The sequence below is a fragment of the Pricia sp. genome (genome assembly GCF_041745955.1).
Lineage (GTDB): Bacteria > Bacteroidota > Bacteroidia > Flavobacteriales > Flavobacteriaceae > Pricia.
In genome coordinates, this window is the sequence record NZ_JBGTHY010000155.1 from 1 (window position 1) to 2,242 (window position 2,242).

A 2,242-nucleotide genomic window follows, 5' to 3' on the forward strand; every position below is an offset into this window, starting at 1 on the left:
CCCGGATTATGATCTATAAAGTGAACGGTCAGTTGCTGCATTCGCTAGATTATGCAGATATCCATAAGGTGAATATCAATAACGCCAATTTTCAAAATTCAATTTTGATAGTTAAGATTGAGCAAGGTTCTAGAAAAACGGAAAAAGTAATCGTTCCTCATTAATTGTACAAACCTGATAAATTTTATTTGAATCTTTCAAGTATTTGATCAAGACTAAGTTCTTCTTGATTTCCGGTTTTCATATTTTTTAAGGTAAAAACTTTATTTTCAATTTCGGTGGTCCCAAGCAATACCACAAACGGGATATTCCTTTTGTTAGCATAATTGAACTGCTTTATGGTTTTCTTTGCATCGGCATACAGTTCGCAGCTCACGCCATTATCCCTTAAGATCGCGATGGTCTTTAATGCCTTGATCGCTTCGGAATCACCGAAATTGATGAAGAGTATTTGGACGGATTCAGAAATAGCTTCAGGAAAAAGATTTAAACTTTCCATGACGAGATAAATTCGGTCGAGTCCAAAACTGATCCCCACACCACTAACATCCTTTAATCCAAAAATGCCCGTTAGATCATCATATCTACCGCCTCCGCCTATAGAGCCCATATCAACACCACTTGGTGCAGAAACTTCAAAAATTGCCCCGGTATAGTATTCCAGTCCTCTTGCCAGAGTAACATCTAGTTGCAATTTTGCCGATCTTAATCCTAGTATTGAGATCGAGGCATAGATAAATTCTAATTCCCGAATTCCTTTTTTACCAATTTCGGAGTCTTCTAAAAGTGAACTTAATTGTAACAATTTTTCGTCAAAACTTCCGGAAAGCGAAAATAGAGGTTGAAGCTTTTTTAAGCCTTCTTCAGAAATGCCACGTTGCAGCATTTCGTCCTTGACCTTCTCCTCTCCTATTTTATCGAGCTTATCTAAGGCAACCGTAAAGTCGATGAGCTTGTCCTGTGCCCCAATGATCTCGGCAATACCAGAAAGAATTTTTCGGTTGTTGATTTTTATCGTAGTTCCTTTAAGTTGAAGCTGATCAAAAACAGCATCATAAAGTTGAACAAATTCAACTTCTTGCCAAAGTGAGGTAGAACCAACAACATCGGCATCACACTGAAAAAATTCCCTGAACCGTCCTTTTTGGGGTCTATCGGCTCTCCAAACGGGCTGAATCTGATAGCGTTTAAATGGAAAGTCAATATCATTTTGGTTCTGTACCACGTATCGAGCAAACGGAACAGTCAGATCATATCGTAAGGCTTTTTCCGAAATTTGCGAAGATATTTTAGAAATATCCCTATTCTTTAAGGTTTCATCATCAACTTTCGATAAGAAATCACCAGAATTTAAAATCTTGAAAATCAAACGATCTCCTTCGTCCCCATATTTACCGAGCAAGGTTTCAGAATTTTCAAAACTGGGAGTTTCTATCGGCTGAAATCCGTAGAGCTTAAACTGCGATTTTATGATATCGATGATATAATTTCGCTTTGCGACTTCGGCTGGGTTAAAATCTCTAGTCCCTTTAGGGATGCTTGCTCTGTTTGCCATTTTAATTGTAGATTCCCCGCAAAAATATTATAATTATCACGGCTTATAAAGATATTTTGTATTTAAGGTAACTTTATTGACATTTGATAGTCTTATTATTATACCAAACAAAAATCAGTCAGAAAAATGTTTCCCTTATTAAAAGAGAATATTAAAATAGCCTTTGGATCAATTAGGACCCAATTACTAAGAACTATACTCACGGTTTTAATCATAGGGATCGGTATTATGGCACTGGTTGGGATTTTAAGCGCGGTTTCTGCACTAGAAAGTTCACTGGCCAGCAATTTCTCCTTTATGGGGGCCAACACCTTTAACATACAGCAGAATGAACTTAATATTAGAATAGGTAGTGGGCGTGGTGCAGAGAGAGAGAAAGTCAATCCTATCATAAATTACAATCAGGTCAGAGCATTTGAGGACGAATATCGTTTTCCATTTTCCAAAACTGCCGTCTCATTTAATGGAACGCGAGCAGCAGAGATAAAATTTGAAAACAAAAAGACCGATCCAGAAGTTTCTGTAGTCGGGGTTAATGAAAATTTTATGGATGCCGGCGGCTGGGAAATAGAAGATGGTCGTGGATTTAATTCTTTTGATATCGAAAATAATAATAACGTTTGCGTTATAGGAAGCGACATTTACGACGACCTGCTGAGCGACGTAAATCCAGTTGATCAAACTATT

2 protein-coding genes are annotated in these 2,242 nt (G+C 37.5%); one reads left to right on the forward strand and one right to left on the reverse strand.

What is annotated here, in order from left to right; translation table 11 throughout:
* Positions 1-184 precede the first annotated feature (184 nt).
* The gene (gene hisS / locus ACEW8S_RS05735; protein ID WP_373517223.1) at positions 185-1,555 is read right to left on the reverse strand and encodes a histidine--tRNA ligase; all 1,371 of its coding nucleotides are present in this window, start codon (positions 1,553-1,555) and stop codon (positions 185-187) included.
* A 126-nt stretch (positions 1,556-1,681) separates the two neighbouring features.
* Between hisS and ACEW8S_RS05740 the strand changes: the two genes are divergently transcribed.
* The coding region (locus ACEW8S_RS05740; protein ID WP_373517224.1) for an ABC transporter permease at positions 1,682-2,242 on the forward strand (561 nt) is incomplete at its 3' end.